A 19,147-nucleotide genomic window follows, 5' to 3' on the forward strand; every position below is an offset into this window, starting at 1 on the left:
GATAGTCTGCGCCTGGGCAAAACTCTATCGGCATTTACGCCGGGAATGGCCCGTCCCCCGCTACGGCACCATGCCGCAACTGCGCGCATAGGCGAACAGGTCCACGTCGGTGGAAATGCACAACCGGCTCATGGCGGTACTTTTCTGTTTGCTGATCGTCGAAATGCTGCGATTGACCCGCGCGGCAATCTGGGTGACGGTCATGCCGCTGGCGAGCATCCTCACCACTTCACGCTCCTTGCTGGACAACTGCGGCTGTTGCAGTTGGTCGCCGGTGCCGGCCTCCAACAGTTGCGCCTTCAGGCACTCACTGGCAAACGTATCGCCCTGGATCACGGTCCTGATCGCGATCGGCAACTCCCTGGCCGACGCACTCTTGGCGACGATCGCGCGTGCACCGTGGGCAAACGAAGCCCGCAGCGTTGCGACGTTGGCAAACATGGTCACCAGGATCACCGGTAAAGTCGGATACTGGCGCCGCAACAGGCCGAGCAGTCCGTAACCGTCGGCCTGCTGGCCGCCCGGCATGGCGAAGTCCGTCACCAATACATCGCAGGCCATCGTGCTCAACAACTTGAGCAACTCATCGGGCCCATCGGCTTCGCCGACCACTTTGCACCGGCCGCCCGCTTCAATCACCACCCGTTGCCCGATACGCACAATCGGATGGTCGTCGGCAATAATTACACGAAGCATAAATACCCACGGATGATGGCAATTGGAATTTTGGCAAAATACCTCTGTGCGCGAGCCTCAACAACCACTCGCCGCACGGTGTTTTTAACCGCGCCCAGTAATTGATAGCCAACGGCACTAGACCTACAAAACAAAAAGAAATTACCTACATACAACGCCTGCAGCACAACAGAAAAACCTCCTACAAAGTTCTCTATTTCAACGGTTCATAGTCGGCTCAAATAGGTGATGTATACCCGCAGGTTGCGTTGAAACGCTTGCAACTGCAGCGCATTCGCCGCTACCCCCATGGCCTGGACACGCGCGATCAGTTGCTCGCTGCCACGCTCCAGGTCGACCCCACCCACAAACGCCAGGCTGCCCACCAGCCGATGCAAGCGTTCCACTACCAAAGCTGTATTGGCGCTGATCCGCGCCTGGTCGAGCAAGGCATCGTCCTTGCGGGCTTCATTCATCAGACTGACCAGCACCCGGCTCACCATTTCATCACTGCCGAAAATTTCGACCAGGCGGGCACGGGTTGGCCACGTAATACTCTGGGGGGTGTCCGGCGGCTCTGCCACCCACGGTGGCGAGGGCGAGGGTGCCAACTTCAGGACAGGTACGTGATCGGAAAATACCCTTGTCACCATGGTCGCCTCATTGTGCTTACAGTGATTGTCCAGCCCATGAGTCCAGCGACACACCAAGGCTCTCACACGACTGTTTACAAGCGACCATGAATAGCCTTGCAGATATAAAAATGACGATACAACAACTACGAAAAATCCAATTTTCTTACATAACAAGAACATAAATTCTCACGAACTCACGCCAAAGTACGTGTTACCTCAATTGTCGTAATAGTTGTATTTCCCCCATCGCCACCCCCGGCTAAATTGCCGCCACTCCGCAAAGACGGAATGGACTCGCGGCCTTCCGCAATCCCAGCCAAATGCAACCTGCCGCCCTGCTCGCCGCCTTCCAGAAAGGCCGGATGATGCCGCGCGCACTTCTATCAGCCAGCCCTGTAGTGGAACGTATTGAAATGAGCAAGTCCCTGACGCTGTCGAGCATCGCCCTTTTACTCGCCAGTGCTGCACCCGCCTTTGCTGCCAGCAACGTTGACCTGACCGTCAAAGGCCTTATAACGCCAAGTGCCTGCACACCGGGCATGTCTGGCAATGGGATCGTCGACTTCGGAAAGATATCCGCGAAAGACCTGAAGCTCGACAGCCAAACCAGGCTCGCGGACAAAACGTTACAACTGAGCGTCACCTGTGAGGCGTCCACCCTTTTCGCGCTCAAACCCACAGACAACCGAGCCGGCTCCTCACACAACAACTTCGGTATCACGTACGGCCTGGGACTGATTAACGGCAGTGAAAAACTGGGCCGGTACTTCATGTCCTTCAGCAACCCGGTATCCGACATTCCGTTGACTGCGCTGAACTCGTCCGACAACGGCGCCACTTGGCGTGAACTCTACGACGACGACTCGGTAGTACCCAACCAGCTGTTTGCCTTTGGCACCAAGGGGCCGGACACCCTCTGGTACCCCGAACCGCTCCAGAGTCTGACGGTGGAGATAGCGCTCAATACCGCTATTGCCCCCACCAATACCTTGACGCTGACCAATGAAGTCGCGATGGACGGCTCAGCGACGCTGGAAGTTATTTACCTGTAAACCCAAACCAGAACATAGGAGAGCTCACGATGCACTTTCTCCACGCAATGCCTTTGGTGGCCTGTCTGTTCAGCACTCCAATTGCACTGGCCGCCAGCTCCACCGACCTCGCCGTCAAAGGCACCATTACTCCCAGCGCGTGTGCGCCGCTGATCTCCGGCGGTGGCACGGTCGACTTCGGGAAAATGGCTGCCAAGGATCTCAACGCCGAGCAATTCACCTCGCTGTCCAACCAGTCCATGCAGTTGAGCGTGCGCTGTGAAGCGCCCACTTTTTTCACCCTGAACACTGTCGATAACCGCGCCGGTTCCTCGGCCAACCACCCCGAGTGGCATGGCCTGGGCATGACGGCGCAAGGCGAGAAACTTGGCGGTTCTGCCTTCCATCTCTATACCCCAGTGGCTGACGGGGTCGCGGTACGCACCATCACCTCAGGGGACGGCGGCGTGACGTGGTCCCCCACCAGCATGCTCAACCACACCGTGCTGACAGCCATCGCCATGGGCAACCAACTGGTGCCCATTGCCGTGCGGGACTTCGATGCCGAGATCCGCCTGTATACCCATATCGCTCCCTCCAGCAGCCTGACCCTGACCGACGAAGTGCCTGTCGACGGGCACGCCACGGTCCAGGTCAACTACCTGTAATGCCACATACAGACTCAATTGAAAGGAACTCGTCTCTCATGAAGCCCCTGTTTACTGCCCTCGCCAGCGGCCTGATGCTGCTCGGCTCTGCTGCCACGTACGCCGCGTCCACCGTTGACCTGACCGTCAAGGGCCTGATCGTACCAAGCGCTTGCACCCCGACCCTGTCCGGCGGCGGCGTGATCGACCACGGCAAGATTTCTGCAAAAGACCTGCGCCCGGATAACCCGACGAATATCGGCAACCACACGCTGACCATGGTCGTGAGCTGCGACAGCGCAATTTCCTTTGCACTGCATTCGGTCGACAACCGAGCCGGCTCGTCTGTCTCCTCCAGCAACTACGGCCTTGGCCTGATCAACGGCACCCAGAAGCTGGGCTGGTTCGGTCTGACACTGAGTAACCCTGTCGCTGACGGTGTCGCGGTACAACCGATTGCCTCCTTCAATGGCCAGGACAATTGGTACAGCGAAAAATTCTGGGATGCAGGCTTGCACATGTCGGTAGCCGCCATGGATGACGCTACTCAACCGCTGCCGGTCAAGGATTTGTCGCTGGACCTGCTGGTTCATACCTCCATCGCCCGCACCGACGGCCTGGACTTGAGCAACGAGGTCACCCTCGACGGCTCGGCCACCCTGGAAGTGAAGTACCTGTAGGCCCTTGGCCGCCCATGCCCGGCAATTCTCACGGGCATGGGCGGTGTTTTTGTACCGCCCGTATTCAACTCGACCCGTGGCGCCCCCATGAACACGCTCCCTCGCCTTCTGGCTGTATTGCTCTTGTTGACGACCACGCCCGCGACTGTCGCCGCGTCCTTTGTCGACCTTACGGTCACCGGCCGCCTGACACCGGACGCCTGTCACGTCACATTGTCTGACGACGGTATGGTCGATCACGGGAAGATCCCATCGCACACCTTGAACGCCACCGAATTTACGGTGCTGCCCAGTCAGTGGCTGCAACTGAATGTGCAATGCAGCAGGCCCATGCTGTTCGCGCTGGTAGGGCTCGACAATCGCGCCGAATCATCGCTGGCCCCTGGATTCTTCTATGGCCTGGGCAGAAATATTCATGCACCTGCCGAGCGCCTGGGATCCGTGGCCCTGTCTTACCGCAACCCCACGGGCGACGCCCAGGCCATGCAGGTGCTGGCGTCCAGTGACAACGGTGAAACCTGGTCGCCGGAACCAAACGCCTATCCCAAATCCTATGTCGGCTTCGCACCGCCCGGGGATCGCCAGCCCGATTTTATCGGCCAGTTAAGCGCCCAACTGCGCATCGACACCTCCATCAACTTCGCCCAGTACCTGACCCTCAATCAGGAGGTGCCGCTCGACGGCGCCATCGTGCTGGACCTGCGCTACCTCTGACCTCTTCTATGCTGCCCCAATGGAAAACTCCGTCATGCTGACGACATCGTTCAAACCCACCACCGGCCTGCTTGCCTTGACCCTGTTGTTCGGCGCAGGTGCACAGGCCGACGGCATGATCCCCGACACTTCGGTGGTCATCGTCTACGAAGCCGAAGGCGAGGCGGCCGTGTCGGTCACCAACACCGACAGCCAGCTCGCCCTGCTGCACGTCACCCTGGAAGACATTCCCGAAGACAAAGAGCCGTTGCTGGTGGTCACCCCGCCGTTGTCGCGGGTGGAAGCCTCCAAATCGCAACTGGTACGGTTCATCCTGCAAAGCCAGCAACCGCTGCTGACCCAGCGGCTCAAGCGCGCGATCTTCGAGGGCATGCCCCAGGGCCGCCCCGCGACCGAAGCCGGGCACGCCCGGGTGGGTGTGACGGTGCGCCAGAACCTGCCGGTGATCATTCATCCCAAAGGCCTGGCGCTGAATCGCAACCCCTGGACCCACCTGACCTGGTCACAGCACGGCAGCACCCTGCAGGTGCGCAACGACAGCCCGTACGTGGTGCGCCTGGCCCAGGAGTTGCGGCTGCTGCCCGGTGACGGCAAGGCCATGCTGCCGCGCACCTACGTGTTGCCGGGAGAAACCCTGAGCGTGCCTGCCACGGGCGGCCCGGCGAGCAAAGTCCGGCTGCAACCGGCCACCGTGTACGGCTTTGCCGTGGCTGCCTACGAAGCCCCCCTCACCTGACCAACACTTCAGGCGCCCGACGCCTGCATAACGAAGTGGCGGCTCGAAGACCGTCACCGGGGCGCGCAGACGCCCATCATTTGAGTGCCTTTCGTGAAAACAGTATTGAACTACCGTGACGGCGATGCCGTGCCCGACATACCCGCCCGCAGCGCCTTCCCGGCGTTGCTGCTGGCGTGTGCCCTGCTGCCCGCTGAAGCCTGGGCCGAAGCGCGTGCCGGCTTCGATGCCACCACCCTGCACCAACGCGGCATCGACCCGCAGTTGGCCAGCCTGCTGCTCGACGCCCCACGTTTTGCGGCTGGCCGGCATCCGGTTAGCCTGCGCGTCAATGGCCAGCCCCGGGGGCGTGTCGAGGTCGGTTTCGATCAACAGGGCCGATTATGCTTTGACCAGGCCGTGCTGGACGCCGCCAACCTGATAGTGCCCGGCGACAATGGCCCCTGCCATGACCTGCTCGCGCAGTACCCACAAAGCCTGGTGGAGCCGGACCCAGCCAACCTCAGCGTGTCGCTGGTAGTTCCGAGCGAAGCCTTGCGGCCACTGCAACAGGACGTCTCGGGCTATCAGACGGGGGGCGTTGCCGGCCTGTTCAATTACGACCTGACGGGGTTCTATAACCGCTTCGGCGACAACGACAGCCGGTTTGGCTCGGCCAATACCGAGGTCGGCTTCAACGCCGGCGACTGGATCGTGCGCAGCCGCCAGGTGCAGACCTGGCAGGACGGTCGGTCGCGCAGCACCCATCTCGAGGCGTATGCCCAGCGTACCTTTGCCAGCCAACAGGCAGTGCTGCAGGCCGGGCAGATCAACCTCTATAACCCGGTGTTGGCCGGTGCGCAGATTACCGGGGTACAGGTCCTGACCGAACAGGCGCTTCAAGAACAAGGTCAGGGCGCGACCATCGAGGGTATCGCCAACAGTCCGGCCCAGGTCGAGGTGCGGCAGAACGGCGCGTTGATTCACTCCACCGTAGTCCCGGCCGGGCCGTTTTCCCTGACCGATGTGCGGCGCCTGAATGCTCGCTCGGACGTTGAAGTCACGGTCAAGGAAAGCAGCGGCGGCGAGCGCCGCTTCACCGTACCCGCCGCGATGCTCGGCCTGGGTTTGCCAGCGCCGGGGTACTCGGTGGCAGCGGGCCGCGTGCGCAATATCGGCGATGCCCAGGGTGACGATCCGTGGGTGGCCAGCGCCGGCTGGACCGGCGCCGTCCACCCGCAACTGTCCCTGGGCAGCGGCGTGCTGGCGTCCAGCGAATACCGGGCGGCGGGTGTGAGCCTGGGCTGGCTGCCATGGCTGGACAGTCAGGTGCAACTGGCCACCCAGCTCGCCGATACCCAGGCACGGCACAAGGTGCGTGGGGTACAGACCGACCTGGCATGGTCCCAGCGCCTGAATGATCAATGGTCATTCAGCGTGGCCAACTCGTGGCGCACGCCCGGCTACCGCGAACTGGAAGAAGCCACCTACGAACCAGAGACCACCCAGCAACGGCGCTCGCGTTATCGCGATCAACAAAGCGCCAACGTCGGCTGGTCGCACCCTTGGCTGGGGGCGTTCAGTGCCGGGGTGTCGCGCTCCAGCAACTTTGATGGCGACAGCAGCAGCCGAGGCCTGGCCTCGTGGGGCACCAGCGTCGGTGGCGTGTCGTTTTCGGCGAGCGCCGAATGGCAGATGGGCGGGCGCCAGCAACAGGACAATGCGGTGTACCTGAATGCCAGCCTGCCCCTGGGCGAAAGCCGCCGCGTGCGCGCCTGGGTGCGCAATTCGGGAGGCGAACACCGCACCGGCCTGGGGCTGAACGAACAGATCGATGATCAATTGAGCTATCGCGTCAGCGCCGAACACGACACCCGCGACCAGCAGGTGGAAACCACTCTCGGCGTTTCGGCCCTGCCCCGCTACAGCCAACTCGACGTCAGCTACAGCCGCTCCGATGCCGAGCGCTCGAGCTATCAAGGCAGTGCCCGCGGTGGCGTGGTGGTGCACGGCGATGGCGTGACCTTCTCGCCCTACCCGGTACGCGACACCTTCGCCGTGGTCTCGGTGGGCGATACGGCCGGGGTCAAGCTGAGCACCCCCAGCGGCCCGGTATGGACCGACTGGCAAGGCCAGGCCGTGGTGCCTCAGGTCAGCGCCTATGGCCGCAGCCCGGTGGAGGTGCAGACCCGCTCACTGCCGCGCAATGCCGATATCAACAACGGCCTGGCAATGATCTCGGCCGGGCGTGGCGCGGTGGACCGGGTCGACTTCGGCGTGACCCTGACCCGTCGCGTGCTGCTCACCGCGCGCACCGAACAGGGCGCGTTGCTGCCCCGAGGTGCCTCCGTCAGCACCGCGGGCGGCGAGTTCGTGACCCTGGTGCAGGACGGCGGCCAGGTGTTCCTGCCCAATGTGCTGGAGCACACCGGTTTGTGGGTCAGCGCGCCAGGCATGACGCGCTGTCGGCTGCAGTTCGAGTTGCCAGCCAAGGGCGATCCCCAGGTGTATTTCGAAAACGCGCCAGCGCGCTGCAACCCTTCATGAGGACGATCACCATGCTTTTTTTTCGCGCCCTGCGCCGGCTGACGGCGGTCGTGCTGACCGTCGGCCTCGCCGGCCATGCCATGGCCAATGACGACTGCCAGTTGAACATCAGCGAAGCGGTGCTGGACCTCGGCCTGATGAGCCGCCTGGCGCAAAACGACAGCGACCCTCAACGCCTGCTTGGCGAGCGTCGCCTGAACTTGAACCTCACCTGCCCGCAACCGGCGGACATGAGTGTGTTCTATCGCGCCCTGGCGGCGAACGCACACCGCCTGCAGTTTACCGAGCACGGCACCTACGCCCTGCAGATCAGCGACGGCGTGCTGGACGGCCAGGCGGTTGAACTGGGCTTGCTGCCGGCTGCCGGGCAGCCGCCGGCGGTCGTCGGCACGGCATTGAACTGGCGTCCCGGCCATGGTGTGGCGCCGGTGCAGGGCGCCAGCGTGGTGCAGGGCAAGCACTTCGCCGTGCAACTGAGCCTCAGCGCCTGGGCCGACATCGCCGCCACCCGTGTGCGCGAGGCAACCACCTGGGAAGCGGTCGGCACGTTCGATGCCTTGCAGAGCGGTCGCTCCCGGGCACTGACCCTGCGCGCCCACTTCGCGCCCACCGCGTGCACACCCCAGCTGTCCAATGGCGGGCTGGTGGATTACGGCACGCTGCTGGCGAAGGACTTGAATGCCAGCAATGAAACCCCGCTGCCGACCCGCACCTTGCAGCTCTCGGTGAGTTGCGACGCCGCCACGCCCTTCGCGCTGAAGATGCATGACAACCGCAACGGCTCGGCCACCGGCGGGATCGACGAAACCGCCTACGGCCTGGACCTGGACAACAGCCAGAACAAGATCGGGCGCTTCTACCTCAACATCGACCCGGCCGAATTCACCGCCGACGCACTCGGCCCCCTGTATCGCACGGACTCCACCAGCGGCGGCGCAGCCTGGAGCAGTTCCAGTGCGCGGCAGATCCCCATGGCCGCCAACAGCCTGATGGGGTTCACCGACAGTGTCGGCAGCACCCGTGGCCCGGTGCCGATCCAGCAACTGGCCGGCACCGTGCGCATCAAGGCCTACCTGGCCCCGACCCAGTCACTGGACCTGCGCAGCGTGGTGTACATCAACGGCTCGGGCACCCTTGAAATCATCTACCTCTGACCTATGGAGTTCGCCTCATGAAGACCTGTTCCCTTGCCCTTTGCACGCTGGTTTTGCTCAGCGGCGCGCCACACACGCTGGCGGCCTCCAGCGTCGACCTGAGTGTCAATGGCGTGATCACCCCCACCGCCTGCACGCCGTTGCTGTCGAGCAACGGGGTGATCGACTACGGCAAGATTTCCCAGCAGGACCTCAACGTCGACAAGGGCACGCGCCTGCCGGTCAAACAGTTGCAAGTCAGCATCGGCTGCAACGCGGCGAGCCGTTTTGCCCTACGCATGCGCGACAACCGTGACGGCACCGCCACCGTCAACAGTGAGATCTACTATGGGCTGGGGCTGGACAACAGCGGCAATCGCATCGGCCTGTATTCGATGAGTTTCGACCCTCGCCAGACGCAGGTGGACAGCACTGCAATCGCCTATGGCACCGAGTCCACCACCGGTGGCGTGGCGTGGCGCACCGCCAACCTCAACCCGATCGACATCGGCGCCAACAGTTACCTGGGCTTCACCGATACCCAAGGCAGCACCGCCGGCCCCTCGGCGATCCAGGCGTTGACCAGCACCGTCAAGATCGAAGCGGTGATCAATGCCAAGCAAAACCTGGACCTGAGCAGCGACACCTTGCTCGATGGCTCGGCCACCCTCGAAGTGGTGTACCTCTAGACTTTTTCGCTGCTGACCTGCACATACAGCGCACGCCCGGCACCCAGCCCGGCGATGATTGCGCCCAGGCCAATCACCGCGAAAATCCAGCCGATGGCCGACCAGCCGCCCGTCCAGTCATGCACCAGGCCCACCGCGAACGGGCCCACGGACGCCAGGGTGTAGCCGATGCCCTGGGCCATGCTCGACAGGTTGGCCGCCACGTGGGAGTCGCGCGAGCGCAGCACGATCAGGGTCAGCGCCAGGCTGAAGGTGCCGCCCTGGCCGAGCCCGAGCAGAATCGCCCAGCCCCACAGACCATCGAGCGGCGCATACAGGCAGCCGAACAGGCCACCGAGGGTCAACAGCATCACCACCACAATCGCCAGGCGCTGGTCTTTGCCACGGGTGGCGAGCCAGGGCGCGGCGAGGGAGCTGAACAATTGCACGATGATCGAGCCGGACAGCGCCAGGCCGGCTTCGGTCGCGCTCAGGCCACGGCCGATCAGGATCGACGGCAACCAGCCGAACACGATGTACGCCAGGGACGATTGCAGGCCCATGTACAAGGTCACCTGCCAGGCCAGCGGATCACGCAGCAGCCCTCTCACGCGATAAGCCACCTGATGGGCGCCGTGTTTCTGGCCGACCTGTGGCAGCCAGAACAATGCGGCCACCAGCGCCGGCAGAATCCAGAACCCCAGGCCGATGGTCCAGCGGTCGCCGAAGTAATGACTCAAGGGCACCGTGGAACCGGCCGCCAGCGCCGCGCCCAGGCACAGCGCCATGGTGTACACGCCGGTCATGGCGCCGGCCTGCCTGGCGAAGTCACGCTTGACGATGCCGGGCAGCAATACGCCGATGATGCCGATGCTCGCGCCGGCAATCAGGCTGCCGGCGAACAGCCCCACTTCACCGAATGAACTGCGCAGGATGATGCCCGCAGCCAGGGTCAGCAGAATCCCCAGCACCACTCGCTCGGCGCCGAAACGGCGGGCCAGGATCGGCGCCGTGGGCGCAAACAGACCCAGGCACAGCACCGGCAATGTGGTCAGCAGACCGGCCTTGGCCGCCGACAACCCGAGGCTGCTGGACACGTCGGCGAGCAGCGGCGACATGCTCGACAGCGCCGGGCGCAGGTTCAGGGCCACCAGGATCAGGCCGAGCAGCAACAGCCACGGGCGGCTCACCACAGGCGGGCTGGTTTGCACCACTTCGTCGTCGGCTTCGGCGTCGATCAACAGCTCTTCGAGTTCACGGGTAGGTCGGGTTTCAAGGTTCATTGATCAACTGCCGGCAGAGGGATTTGGCGCGTTCCGGGTCCTGGTGTTCGACGGCGTCGAGCAGGGCGATGTGCAGGTCGAACACCGCCTGGCGACGCGGCGAGATGTTCAGGGTCTGGCGCAACTGCGCGCCGACGATGGCGGAAAAGTACTGATACAGCTCACTCAGCGCCGGGTTGTGCGCGGCGTCGACCAGGCGCTTGTGAAACACCAGGTCGGCGCTGATGTAGGCCTCCAGGTCGCCGTGGTACAGCACAGCGCTTTGTTGCAGGGCCTCACGCAAACCGTGCAGATCGTCCTCGGTCCGGCGCAGCGCGGCCAGGCCGATCGCCTCCACTTCGAGAATCTGCCGGGTTTCCTGCGCCTGCTCCAAGGTGCAATGCGACAGCGCGCGCATCGCGCCCAGCGGGTCGGTCATCGAGCGCAGGTAACTGCCGTCGCCCTGGCGGATCTCGATCAATCCTGAAAACGCCAGCACGCGCATGGCCTCGCGCACGGTATTGCGGCTGATCCCCAGCTCGGCCGACAACTCCGGCTCGGTAGGCAGGCGCTCGCCAATGGCCCAGGTGCCTTGGGTAATGCGCTGGCGCAACTGTTCCAGGGCCTGGTCGACCAGCGAGCGTTTTATCAGCGGAGCGATGTCTGTCATGGGTTTTGCACTTTCGTCCAATCATAGGATGAATTTTCCCACAGCCTATTCGGACTTGCCTACAAAGGCAACGCACTAGGGTTCTGAGGCAGGTAAAGGAGCAGTATTTTCGATTAGTAAAATTACCCTCAGAGGGTAATTATGGGACTCAGGTGTCTTATGGAAAAGTACACACCTCATTACGATCTGGCCTTGATAAAAGCTGAAGTCATCAGGCTGGGTTGTCGAGCCTTCACCGCCAGTGCACGGGAGAGCGCCAGACAAATGGAATTAAACCTCAGCCAGATGCAGCACGCAGTCTGTGCCCTTGAGCCGCGAATGTTATACAAATCAATGACGACCTATGCAGACCATCGAGTGTGGCAGGACGTCTATCTGATCAAGGCTCACGCTACGCAGATTTATATCAAAGTGACTTACCGCCCTGGCGGTGGGGCTCCCGTAATCTCCTTCAAGGAGAAAATCCTATGAAAACCCAACACTGCGTGAGCTGCGGAATGCATGACGCGATGCAGCACTTCAAAGGCCGCACCTTTACGCTCAACACACGCGGCATGATCCGGAATATCCCCGATATCGCGGGCTGGGAATGCCAGGTGTGCAAGGAAATCGAATTCGATGACAACGACGACAGCGCACAGCGTTATTCCGACGCCAGTGACCAGCTGTTGATGGATGCCAGAAAAATCATCGCTGCCGAGATGAAGCGAATCCGCCGCAAATTGCACCTGACACAGAAGGACGCGGTGAGGCTCTTGACCGTCCGGGGGCACAATGCATTTTCCCGCTATGAGAAAGCTGAAATTTTTCCACCCGAGCCGTTGCTTATTCTCATGCGTCTACTCGATAAGCACCCGCACCTGCTGGCCGAGATTCAGGCGCTCAATGGCGCAGATGACCTCAACCGCCTGCTCATTGCCAAAGATGAGCAACAACTGGCGACTCAAGCGTCTGCGTAAAAACAGCAGGCAAAAATAAACCCGGCACCAGGCCGGGTTTATCGTTTCACACTTCGATCAATGCAGAATCTGGCTCAAGAACAACTTGGTCCGGTCATTCTGCGGGTTGTCGAAGAAGTCGTTCGGCGCTGCCTGCTCGACGATTTCGCCCTTGTCCATGAAGATCACACGGTTGGCCACGGTGCGCGCAAAGCCCATCTCGTGGGTCACGCACAACATGGTCATGCCGTCTTCGGCCAGGCCGATCATGGTGTCCAGCACCTCTTTGACCATTTCCGGATCGAGGGCCGAGGTCGGTTCGTCGAACAGCATGATTTTCGGCTTCATGCACAAGGCACGGGCGATGGCCACGCGCTGTTGCTGGCCGCCGGACAGTTGCCCCGGGAACTTGTGCGCCTGCTCCGGAATACGCACGCGCTCCAGGTAGTGCATGGCAATTTCCTCGGCCTTGCGCTTGGGCATCTTGCGCACCCACATCGGCGCCAGCGTGCAGTTCTGCAGGATGGTCAGGTGCGGGAACAGGTTGAAGTGCTGGAACACCATGCCGACTTCGCGGCGGATCGCTTCGATCTGCTTGAGGTCGTTGGTCAGCTCCACGCCATCGACCACGATGCGGCCCTGCTGGTGTTCTTCCAGGCGGTTGAGGCAGCGGATGGTGGTGGACTTGCCCGAACCCGACGGGCCGCACAGCACGATACGCTCGCCCTGCTTGACGTTGAGGTTGATGTCTTTCAACACGTGGAATTGGCCGTACCACTTGTTGACGCCCTGCATCTGGATAATGCCTTCAGGGCTCACAGGCTGTTTGATCGCTTCGCTCATAACAACAACTCCTAACGCTTGTGGCCTGTGTCGAGCTTGTGTTCCAAATGAATGGAATAGCGCGACATACCAAAACAGAAAATCCAGAACACCAGGGCGGCGAACACATAGCCTTCAGTGGCCATGCCCAGCCATTTCGGGTCGGCAGCGGCTTGCTTGACGCTGTTGAGCAGGTCGAACAGGCCGATGATGATCACCAGGCTCGTGTCCTTGAACAGCGCAATAAACGTGTTGACGATGCCCGGGATCACCAGCTTCAGGGCTTGCGGCAAAATCACCAGGCCCATGCTGCGCCAGTAGCCCAGGCCCATCGCCGCGGCCGCTTCGTATTGACCCTTGGGAATCGCCTGCAAGCCCCCGCGCACCACCTCGGCGACGTAGGCCGACTGGAACAGGATCACGCCGATCAACGCGCGCAGCAGCTTGTCGATGCCCATGCCTTCCGGCAGGAACAACGGCAGCATCACCGACGACATGAACAGCACGGTGATCAACGGCACGCCCCGCCAGAACTCGATGAAGGTCACGCAGACCACTCGAATCGCCGGCATGTTCGAACGCCGCCCCAGCGCCAGCAGGATGCCCAGCGGCAAGGCGCCAGCGATACCGACGGTGGCGATGACCAGGGTCAGCATCAGGCCGCCCCATTGGCTGGTGGCCACGTTGGTCAGGCCGAAGATCCCGCCGTGCAGCAGGAAGTAGGCGATGATCGGGTACAACACCAGGAAGCTCAGGCCGTAGATCGCCTTGCGCTGGAAACGCGAGATGAACAATGGCGCCACGCCAACGATGGCCAGCCACACGGTCAGGTCCACGCGCCAGCGCAGGTCGCCGGGGTAGTAGCCGTACATGAACTGCCCGAAGCGCTGTTGGATGAACACCCAGCAGGCGCCCTCCTTGGTGCAATCGGCGCGGGTCGTGCCGACCCAGTTGGCGTCGAGAATCGCCCAGTGCAGGATCGGCGGCACCACCAGGTAGACCAGGTAGAACGCCAGCAATGTCAGCAGGGTGTTGAGCCAACTGGAGAACAGGTTGGCGCGCATCCATGCCACCGGGCCGAAGACTTTGCTCGGCGGCGGCATATCCGGTTTGAAAGTATGCGTACTCATGGGCGTTTCCTCACCGCTCGATCAGCGCAATGCGCTTGTTGTACCAGTTCATCAGCAGGGAAATGCTGATGCTGATCGCCAGGTACACGCTCATGGTGATGGCAATGACTTCGATGGCCTGGCCGGTCTGGTTGAGCACCGTGCCGGCAAACAGCGAAACCATTTCCGGGTAGCCGATACCGGCGGCCAACGACGAGTTTTTCGCCAGGTTCAGGTATTGGCTGGTCAACGGCGGAATAATCACCCGCAGGGCCTGCGGGATGATGACCTTGCGCAGCGTCGGCCCGGGGCGAAGGCCCAGGGAGCGCGCGGCTTCGGTCTGGCCGTGGCTGACGGACTTGATGCCCGAGCGCACGATCTCGGCGATAAACGCTGCCGTGTACACGGTAAGCGCCAGGGTCAGGGCCAGCAGCTCAGGAATCAGGACCCAGCCACCGACGAAGTTGAACCCTTGCAGCTTGGGCATTTCCCAGTGCAACGGCGCGCCGAAGATCAAGGCGCACAACGCCGGGATCACGATAAACAGCGCCAGGCCGGCCCAGAATTTATGGAACGGTACGCCGGTCGCCTCAAAGCGCTTGTTGGCCCACCGGGCCATCAGCACGATCGCCACGAGGGCCACGACGATGCTCGCCACAAACGGCCAGAAGCCGTCGGCGGCGAGTGCTGCCGGCATGTTCAGGCCACGGCTGCTGACAAAGAAGGTGTCGCCGAAGTTATGGCTGTTGCGCGGCCCCGGCATGGTCAGGAACACCGCGAAATACCAGAACAGGATCTGCAGCAACGGCGGAATGTTGCGGAACACTTCCACATACACGGTCGCCAGCTTGTTGATCATCCAGTTCGGCGACAGCCGTGCCACGCCGATGATGAAACCGAGCAACGTCGCCAGGATCACGCCGATGAAGGTCACCAGCAAGGTGTTGAGCAAGCCGATCACAAAGACCCGGGCATAGCTGTCCGATTCGGTGTAGTCGATCAGGTGCTGCGCGATGCCGAAGCCGGCACTGCGCTCAAGAAAGTCGAAACCCGAGGTGATGCCCCGGTGCTGAAGGTTGGTCTGGGTGTTGTTGAAGAGGTACCAGCCCAGCGAGACCACCGCCACAATCGTGATGATCTGGAAGAGCCACGCACGCACTTTGGGATCGCTGAAGCTGAGCTTCTGCTTTGGTGCGCCGATTTGATTTTGCATGAAGTGCCCCGGAAATAATGGAACAGAACATCACCCGGCGGTTGGCCCACCGGGTGACAGAACCATCAGCGATCAGCGCACAGGGGGTGCGTATTGAATGCCACCGTTGTTCCACAGCGCGTTCAGGCCACGGTCGATTTCCAGCGGGGTGCTCTTGCCCAGGTTGCGCTCGAACATTTCACCGTAGTTACCGACTTGCTTGACGATCTGCACGACCCAGTCTTTCTTCACTTTCAGGTCTTTGCCGTACTCGCCATCAGCACCCAGCAGACGGGCGACGTCCGGGTTCTTGGTGGACTTGGCTTCAGCCTCGACGTTTTTGGAAGTGATGCCGGCTTCTTCAGCGTTGAGCATGGCGTAGCCAACCCAGCGCACGATGGCCAGCCACTCGTCGTCGCCGTTACGCACGACCGGGCCCAATGGCTCCTTGGAAATGGTTTCCGGCAGAACCACGTAGTCCTTCGGCGAAGCCAGCTTGCTGCGCTGGGCGAACAGTTGGGACTTGTCGGAGGTCAGCACGTCGCAACGACCGGATTCCAGCGACTTGGCGCTTTCATCGGAGGTGTCGAAGGTGATCGGGGTGTACTTGAGGTTATTGGCGCGGAAGTAGTCGGAAACGTTCAGCTCAGTGGTGGTACCGGCCTGGATGCAAATGGTTGCACCGTCCAGTTCCTTGGCACTTTTCACGCCCAGCTTGTTGTTTACCAGGAAGCCGATGCCATCGTAGTAAGTGATGAAGCCTGGGAATTTCAAGCCCATGCCCGCATCGCGAGAGCTGGTCATGGTGGTGTTACGCGAGAGGATGTCGACTTCGCCAGACTGCAGCGCGGTGAAACGCTCCTTGGCATTCAACTGGCTGAACTTGACCTTGGTCGCGTCGCCGAAAACGGCAGCGGCCACAGCGCGGCAAACGTCAGCATCGATCCCCAGGATCTTGCCGCTGGCATCCGGTACCGAGAAACCCGGCAGACCGTCACTCACGCCACATTGCACAAAGCCTTTCTTCTGCACGGCGTCCAGGGTGGCGCCTGCTTGGGCGAAACCGCTGACACCCAGTACAGCCGCCGCGCAAACGATGGCCAGGGTGGATTTCAATACCTTCATTCAAACCTCCAGTTGCTCTTGTTGTGTCGGAGCTCGAACCTCAGTGCACCCTTATGAGGCGATATTGACCCGTGTTGGCTTTTTTTGGGGTCAAGCAGCATGAGACTGTCGCAGTAATTCCAGTTGCTATCCCACGAGCGGCAGTCACTGATAGTGTTACCGTCCTAAGATAGTTCTGACATCGACCTACACATAGCAAGGCGCGTACCAGAGTGATGGCTGAGTCGTTTCAGCCCATGGTCAATAGGAAAAGATTCAACCTTGCGACATTCTCTTAACAGATCAACTCATTGCGCACCGTTCCGACGCACCCAATCGGAGCGCACGCACATTAATGGAGCAGACATGACCGAACCCTTGATTCTTCAGCCCGCCAAGCCCGCAGACGCCTGCGTAATCTGGTTGCATGGCCTGGGTGCCGATCGCTACGACTTTATGCCGGTGGCCGAAGCCCTGCAGGAAAGCCTGCTGACCACGCGCTTCGTCTTGCCCCAGGCACCGACACGCCCGGTGACGATCAACGGCGGCTACGAGATGCCGAGCTGGTACGACATCAAGGCCATGAGCCCGGCACGTTCGATCAGCCTGGAGGAGCTGGAAGTGTCGGCCAAAATGGTCACGGATCTGATCGAAGCGCAGAAGAGAACCGGAATAGACGCCTCTCGGATTTTCCTCGCCGGTTTTTCCCAGGGTGGCGCCGTGGTTTTCCACACGGCGTTTATAAATTGGCAGGGGCCCTTGGGCGGCGTCATCGCCCTCTCCACCTACGCGCCGACTTTCGGCGACGAGCTGGAATTGTCTGCCAGCCAGCAACGCATTCCCGCCCTGTGCCTGCATGGCCAGTACGACGACGTGGTGCAGAACGCCATGGGCCGCAGCGCCTTTGAGCATTTGAAGAGCCGTGGTGTCACCGTGACATGGCAGGAATACCCAATGGGTCACGAAGTGTTACCTCAAGAGATACACGACATCGGCGCCTGGCTGGCCGCTCGCCTGGGCTGAAACCGGCGTTTATGTAGCCGTATGACAGACGCACTACGCCGCGCCCGATTCTTGCATTACACTGGCCGGCGTATATTCCTTAACCAATTAATGAGATCACCGTGCTCAAAGCACTCAAGAAGATGTTCGGCAAAAGCGAGGCTGAGCCGCTCGCGCCTGTTCCCAGTGCTCCTGTCCCGACTGCCGGCAGCCGCAATGACGGTAAACAGCCCGGCCGGACCGCACCTGTCGCCCAGCCGAAGAAGCCGACGGTGACGCCACCTGAACCGGCAGCACCGGTCGAGGCCGCTATTGCGCCAGTCGCGCCAAAGCCGCGGCGCGAACGCGCACCCAAACCGGCGGTCATCCCCTGGAAACTCGAAGACTTCGTCGTCGAGCCACAGGAAGGCAAGACTCGCTTCCACGACTTCAAGCTGGCCCCGGAACTGATGCACGCCATCCAGGACCTGGGTTTCCCATACTGCACGCCGATCCAGGCGCAGGTGCTGGGCTTTACCCTCGCGGGCAAAGACGCCATCGGCCGCGCCCAGACCGGCACCGGCAAGACCGCCGCGTTCCTGATCTCGATCATCACCCAGCTGCTGCAGACGCCGCCGCCCAAGGAACGCTACATGGGTGAGCCGCGCGCGCTGATCATCGCGCCGACCCGCGAGCTGGTGGTGCAGATCGCCAAGGACGCCGCCGACCTGACCAAGTACACCGGCCTCAACGTCATGACGTTTGTGGGCGGCATGGATTTCGACAAGCAGCTCAAGCACCTCGAAGCACGGCATTGCGACATTCTGGTGGCCACGCCTGGCCGCCTGCTGGACTTCAACCAGCGCGGCGACGTGCACCTGGACATGGTCGAAGTGATGGTGCTGGACGAAGCCGACCGCATGCTCGACATGGGTTTCATCCCACAAGTGCGTCAGATCATTCGCCAGACTCCGCCGAAAAGCGAACGCCAGACCCTGCTGTTCTCCGCCACCTTCACCGAAGACGTGATGAACCTCGCCAAGCAATGGACCACCGACCCGTCCATCGTCGAGATCGAAGCGGAAAACGTGGCCAGCGAAAACGTCGAACAGCACATCTATGCCGTGGCCGGCGCCGACAAGTACAAGCTGCTCTACAACCTGGTCAACGACAACGGTTGGGAGCGCGTGATGGTGTTCGCCAACCGCAAGGACGAAGTGCGCCGCATCGAAGAGCGCCTGGTGCGCGACGGCGTCAACGCCGCGCAACTGTCCGGCGATGTGCCGCAACACAAGCGCATCAAGACCCTGGAAGGCTTTCGCGAAGGCAAGATCCGCGTGCTGGTGGCCACCGACGTGGCCGGGCGTGGTATCCACATCGACGGCATCAGCCACGTGATCAACTTCACCCTGCCGGAAGTGCCGGATGACTACGTGCACCGTATCGGTCGCACCGGTCGCGCGGGCGCTGCAGGGGTGTCGATCAGCTTTGCCGGCGAGGATGACTCGTATCAGTTGCCGTCGATCGAGGCCTTGCTGGGCCGCAAGATCAGCTGCGAGACGCCGCCGACGCACTTGCTGCGCGCCGTAGAGCGCAAACGCCCTTAAGCTGAAATGCGGTAAAC

General features: G+C 61.6%; 20 protein-coding genes. 12 read left to right on the forward strand and 8 right to left on the reverse strand.

What is annotated here, in order from left to right; all coding sequences use genetic code 11:
• Positions 1-60: 60 nt before the first annotated feature.
• Positions 61-696 (reverse strand): response regulator transcription factor, encoded by a 636-nt coding sequence (locus tag NTD80_RS07330; RefSeq protein ID WP_262132901.1) that lies wholly within the window; start codon positions 694-696, stop codon positions 61-63.
• 206 nt (positions 697-902) lie between these two features.
• The gene (locus NTD80_RS07335) at positions 903-1,328 is read right to left on the reverse strand and encodes a hypothetical protein (RefSeq protein ID WP_262132903.1); all 426 of its coding nucleotides are present in this window, start codon (positions 1,326-1,328) and stop codon (positions 903-905) included.
• 395 nt (positions 1,329-1,723) lie between these two features.
• On the opposite strand from NTD80_RS07335, the gene NTD80_RS07340 reads away from it, so the two are divergent.
• The 8 genes from NTD80_RS07340 (at position 1,724) to NTD80_RS07375 (ending at position 9,466) form a co-directional block, all read left to right on the forward strand.
• Positions 1,724-2,362, forward strand: a complete 639-nt coding sequence (locus NTD80_RS07340; protein ID WP_262132926.1) for a DUF1120 domain-containing protein — start codon at positions 1,724-1,726, stop codon at positions 2,360-2,362.
• Between the two features lie 29 nt (positions 2,363-2,391).
• Positions 2,392-3,009, forward strand: coding sequence for a DUF1120 domain-containing protein (locus NTD80_RS07345; protein WP_262132905.1), 618 nt, complete (start codon positions 2,392-2,394; stop codon positions 3,007-3,009).
• 38 nt (positions 3,010-3,047) lie between these two features.
• Positions 3,048-3,668 carry a DUF1120 domain-containing protein gene (locus NTD80_RS07350; protein WP_262132907.1) on the forward strand — a complete coding sequence of 207 codons (621 nt, stop codon included), beginning with the start codon at positions 3,048-3,050 and terminating at the stop codon, positions 3,666-3,668.
• 87 nt (positions 3,669-3,755) lie between these two features.
• A complete protein-coding gene (locus tag NTD80_RS07355; protein WP_262132909.1) occupies positions 3,756-4,382 on the forward strand; it encodes a DUF1120 domain-containing protein in 627 nt (208 codons plus the stop codon).
• A 34-nt stretch (positions 4,383-4,416) separates the two neighbouring features.
• Positions 4,417-5,118 (forward strand): fimbria/pilus chaperone family protein, encoded by a 702-nt coding sequence (locus NTD80_RS07360; protein WP_410017406.1) that lies wholly within the window; start codon positions 4,417-4,419, stop codon positions 5,116-5,118.
• A 105-nt stretch (positions 5,119-5,223) separates the two neighbouring features.
• Complete coding sequence (locus NTD80_RS07365; RefSeq protein ID WP_410017407.1) at positions 5,224-7,644, forward strand: fimbria/pilus outer membrane usher protein; 2,421 nt, start codon at positions 5,224-5,226, stop codon at positions 7,642-7,644.
• Positions 7,645-7,655: 11 nt separating this feature from the next.
• Complete coding sequence (locus tag NTD80_RS07370) at positions 7,656-8,798, forward strand: DUF1120 domain-containing protein (RefSeq protein ID WP_262132913.1); 1,143 nt, start codon at positions 7,656-7,658, stop codon at positions 8,796-8,798.
• 17 nt (positions 8,799-8,815) lie between these two features.
• Positions 8,816-9,466, forward strand: coding sequence for a DUF1120 domain-containing protein (locus NTD80_RS07375; protein ID WP_262132914.1), 651 nt, complete (start codon positions 8,816-8,818; stop codon positions 9,464-9,466).
• Here the strand turns inward: NTD80_RS07375 and NTD80_RS07380 are convergent.
• Positions 9,463-10,728, reverse strand: coding sequence for a CynX/NimT family MFS transporter (locus NTD80_RS07380; protein ID WP_262132915.1), 1,266 nt, complete (start codon positions 10,726-10,728; stop codon positions 9,463-9,465). The genes NTD80_RS07375 and NTD80_RS07380 overlap by 4 nt on opposite strands.
• On the reverse strand, positions 10,718-11,377 hold the full coding sequence (locus NTD80_RS07385) for a FadR/GntR family transcriptional regulator (RefSeq protein ID WP_106805095.1): 660 nt from the start codon (positions 11,375-11,377) through the stop codon (positions 10,718-10,720). Before NTD80_RS07385 ends, NTD80_RS07380 begins: the two co-directional genes overlap by 11 nt.
• A gap of 159 nt (positions 11,378-11,536) precedes the next feature.
• Here NTD80_RS07385 and NTD80_RS07390 point away from each other — a divergent pair, with 159 nt between their 5' ends.
• Together NTD80_RS07390 and NTD80_RS07395 are read left to right on the forward strand one after the other, a co-directional pair.
• The gene (locus NTD80_RS07390; RefSeq protein ID WP_262132916.1) at positions 11,537-11,848 is read left to right on the forward strand and encodes a type II toxin-antitoxin system MqsR family toxin; all 312 of its coding nucleotides are present in this window, start codon (positions 11,537-11,539) and stop codon (positions 11,846-11,848) included.
• On the forward strand, positions 11,845-12,336 hold the full coding sequence (locus tag NTD80_RS07395) for a type II toxin-antitoxin system MqsA family antitoxin (protein WP_262132918.1): 492 nt from the start codon (positions 11,845-11,847) through the stop codon (positions 12,334-12,336). The genes NTD80_RS07390 and NTD80_RS07395 overlap by 4 nt, the downstream gene beginning before the upstream one ends.
• A 57-nt stretch (positions 12,337-12,393) precedes the next feature.
• On the opposite strand, the gene NTD80_RS07400 is transcribed toward NTD80_RS07395, so the two are convergent.
• The 4 genes from NTD80_RS07400 to NTD80_RS07415 all read right to left on the reverse strand — a co-directional run bounded on the left by NTD80_RS07400 (position 12,394) and on the right by NTD80_RS07415 (position 16,563).
• Positions 12,394-13,158, reverse strand: coding sequence for an amino acid ABC transporter ATP-binding protein (locus NTD80_RS07400; RefSeq protein ID WP_003171943.1), 765 nt, complete (start codon positions 13,156-13,158; stop codon positions 12,394-12,396).
• Positions 13,159-13,169: 11 nt separating this feature from the next.
• Positions 13,170-14,267, reverse strand: a complete 1,098-nt coding sequence (locus NTD80_RS07405) for an amino acid ABC transporter permease (protein ID WP_065907019.1) — start codon at positions 14,265-14,267, stop codon at positions 13,170-13,172.
• A 10-nt stretch (positions 14,268-14,277) separates the two neighbouring features.
• On the reverse strand, positions 14,278-15,459 hold the full coding sequence (locus tag NTD80_RS07410) for an amino acid ABC transporter permease (RefSeq protein ID WP_262132921.1): 1,182 nt from the start codon (positions 15,457-15,459) through the stop codon (positions 14,278-14,280).
• 72 nt (positions 15,460-15,531) lie between these two features.
• Positions 15,532-16,563, reverse strand: coding sequence for an amino acid ABC transporter substrate-binding protein (locus NTD80_RS07415; RefSeq protein ID WP_016974565.1), 1,032 nt, complete (start codon positions 16,561-16,563; stop codon positions 15,532-15,534).
• Positions 16,564-16,908: 345 nt separating this feature from the next.
• Here NTD80_RS07415 and NTD80_RS07420 point away from each other — a divergent pair, with 345 nt between their 5' ends.
• Both NTD80_RS07420 and rhlB read left to right on the forward strand, forming a co-directional pair.
• Positions 16,909-17,565 (forward strand): alpha/beta hydrolase, encoded by a 657-nt coding sequence (locus NTD80_RS07420; RefSeq protein WP_065907026.1) that lies wholly within the window; start codon positions 16,909-16,911, stop codon positions 17,563-17,565.
• Between the two features lie 95 nt (positions 17,566-17,660).
• Positions 17,661-19,130 (forward strand): ATP-dependent RNA helicase RhlB, encoded by a 1,470-nt coding sequence (gene rhlB / locus NTD80_RS07425; protein WP_083221457.1) that lies wholly within the window; start codon positions 17,661-17,663, stop codon positions 19,128-19,130.
• The last annotated feature ends 17 nt before the right edge of the window (positions 19,131-19,147 follow it).

Source organism: Pseudomonas sp. 13B_2.1_Bac1 (assembly GCF_025466155.1).
In the GTDB taxonomy this organism is placed as follows: domain Bacteria; phylum Pseudomonadota; class Gammaproteobacteria; order Pseudomonadales; family Pseudomonadaceae; genus Aquipseudomonas; species Aquipseudomonas aylmerensis.